General features: G+C 71.7%; 3 protein-coding genes. 1 reads left to right on the plus strand and 2 read right to left on the minus strand.

What is annotated here, in order from left to right:
* Nucleotides 1–150: 150 nt before the first annotated feature.
* Nucleotides 151–1002 carry an ABC transporter permease gene (locus FOE67_RS22285; RefSeq protein WP_182666628.1) on the minus strand — a complete coding sequence of 284 codons (852 nt, stop codon included), beginning with the start codon at nucleotides 1000–1002 and terminating at the stop codon, nucleotides 151–153.
* On the minus strand, nucleotides 999–1847 hold the full coding sequence (locus FOE67_RS22290) for an ABC transporter ATP-binding protein (protein ID WP_182666629.1): 849 nt from the start codon (nucleotides 1845–1847) through the stop codon (nucleotides 999–1001). The genes FOE67_RS22285 and FOE67_RS22290 overlap by 4 nt, the downstream gene beginning before the upstream one ends.
* A gap of 135 nt (nucleotides 1848–1982) precedes the next feature.
* Between FOE67_RS22290 and FOE67_RS22295 the strand changes: the two genes are divergently transcribed.
* Nucleotides 1983–2636: acyl-CoA dehydrogenase family protein (locus FOE67_RS22295; RefSeq protein ID WP_323385292.1), on the plus strand; the 654-nt coding region annotated here is incomplete at its 3' end.

The following is a 2636-nucleotide window of genomic DNA, read 5'->3' on the forward strand; positions in this document are numbered from 1 at the left end:
GCCCCTCCCCCGTGCCCTCCGCGCCTCCCGTGGGGGGCTCGAGCGACACCGCCGCGCCGGCGACATCGACGGGGCGCCGGCCCCCGTCGTGCCTCCCGCCCTCTCGAGCCGTGTCCATACGCGGTCCCCGGGTGTCGATGGCGAACGTTCTCACGACCGTGAGCGCTGCCACCGGAACGTCGCGGGAGCGAGCACCAGACAGACGACCAACCAGGCGAGCAGCACCAGGGCGATGGTGCCATGCTCCCACGACCCGGCGGGCTCGATCGCCTGCAGCGAGTCGGGCAGGAACACCGACCGCAGCCCCTGACCGACCCACTTGAGCGGGAAGAGCGCGCCGAGTTGTTGCATCACACCGGGCATGTCGGTGAACACGAAGAACACCCCGGAGATGAACTGCAACACCATGAACGGGAGGATCACCACCGGCGCGGCGCTGCGGCTGCTCCTCGGCACGGCGCTGATGACCACACCCAGGAGGGTGAACACCACCACGCCGAGGACCATCACCCAGGCGAAGGTGAGCCAGCGATCCATCCCGGTGGGCAACGGCAGACCCAGCACGAGAACGGCGAAGATCAACAACACGGCCACCTGGATGGCGGTGACCACGGCGACCATCACGATCTTGCCGATGAAATAGGCCCCCACCCGCATCGGGGTGCCCCGGAGGTGCTTGAGGGTGCCGTCGTCGCGTTCGATCGCGATCGCGATGCCCAGGTTGACGAAGGTGGCCGCCATCAGACCGGTGGCGATCATTCCGGCGATGAAGTACTGGCGGAAGGGGACATCCGTGCCCGGGATGTCGTCGGTGAAGATCAGTCCGAACATCCCCATGACGACCAGGGGGAAGGCGAAGGTGAAGACGAACGCCTCGCGCTGACGGAAGATCTGCCGGGTCTCCAGGACGGCTCGCCGCATGCCGATGTCCACGGTGGAGGGCACCGGGGGCCCGGCTCCCTCCTCCCCCTCGGTGCGACGGTCGGACGGGGGGGCGCTCATTGGTGTTCTCCGATCAACCGCAGGTACACGTCCTCCAGGGTGGGCCGCCTGACGCTCAGCCCCGGCACCTCGCCGTCGTACCGCTCGGCGAGTTCGAGCACCGTCGCGGTGGGAGTGGCGGTCTCGCGTTCCCGACGGCCCTCCGGGGTGTCCCAGGCCACCAGGGTTCGGTCGGTGTCCCGCCCCCCGACACTGCTCGGCGGCCCCACGTCGCGCATCCGGCCCGCGACGATCAGCCCGATCCGGTCGGCCAGGTACTCCGCCTCGTCGAGGTAGTGGGTGGTGAGCAGGATGGTCATGCCGCCGGCGCTCAGCTTCTTGATGAGCGCCCAGAAGCGGCGCCGGGCCTCCGGGTCGAACCCGGTGGTGGGCTCGTCCAGGAAGAGCAGTTCCGGGTCACCGATGATGCCCAGCGCCACGCTCAGCCGACGACGCTGGCCGCCCGAGAGGTCGGGCACCCGGGCCCCGCCCCGCTCCGCGAGACCCACGGCCTCCAACACCTCGTCGGGGTCGCGGGGGGAGGGGTAGTACCCGGCGAAGTGCCGGAGCGTCTCCCGGACCGTGAGGTCGGGGAAGGCACTGTCCTGCTGGGCCACGATGCCGATGCGGGCCCGCCATCGGGAACCGGCGCGGTGGGGGTCGGTGCCCAGCACCCTCACCTCCCCGGCGTCCCGGGTCCGGTGGCCCTCCAGGATCTCGACCACGGTGGTCTTGCCGGCGCCGTTGGGGCCGAGCAGGGCGAAGATCTCGCCCCGGTCCACCCGCAGGTCGAAGCCGGACACCACGGGGGTGCCGTGGTAGCTCTTCTCTAGACCGGTCACTGACACGGCCGGTGCGCGTTCCATGACACCGAGTATCGAGCGGGGCCGGCCGGTACGGGAGCATCGTTCGACGGTGACCCCCATCCACCGTCCGGACGGGTCCGGTGTCCACCGATGGGAGGGCCGGCCGGCGGGGGCCGGGTGCGCTTGAATCGGCTCATGGTCGAAAGGGTCGCGGAATCCGGGGGTACCGACAGGGGCGAGGGCGTCTCGAAGGCCGCCGCGGAGGTCGCCGTCACGGCGGCCGAGCACGCCGACGCCGGGGAGCGCGAGGGCTGTCTCGCCCCCGCCGTCGTGGCGGGGCTGGTCGCCGGGGATCTGCTCCGGATGGGCATGCCGGTCGAGCTGGGCGGCCCCGGCGTGGACCCCCTCACCGCCGCGGAGGCCATCATGACCCTGGCCGGGGGCGACGCCGCGGCGGGGTGGTACGCGACGGTCTCCTCCGCGCACTCCGTCCTCACCCATTACCTGCCCGAGGAGGGCGCCCGGGAGGTCTTCGACGGCTCCGCCCCGGTGGGGTGCGCCTCCATGCCCCGGGGCACGGGTGAACTCACGGCGGACGGGTTGCGGTTGGACTCGGGCCGCTGGCCCTGGGGGTCAGCCGGTCGGCACGCCTCCTTCATGGGGGCCAACACGGTGGTGGGAGGACGCGTCCTGGTGGCCTTCCTGCCCCGTGGGGACTTCGTCGTGGAGGACAACTGGGACGCGGTGGGTCTGCGGGCCAGCGCCTCGGGGGACTTCTCGGTGCGCCCGGGGGCCGTGGTCCCCCCGCACCGCCTGGTCGACATGTCTCCGCCCCGTCCCCGCCTGGAC

It is taken from the genome of Streptomyces calidiresistens (assembly GCF_014141525.1).
Taxonomy (GTDB): Bacteria; Actinomycetota; Actinomycetes; order Streptomycetales; family Streptomycetaceae; genus Streptomyces; species Streptomyces calidiresistens.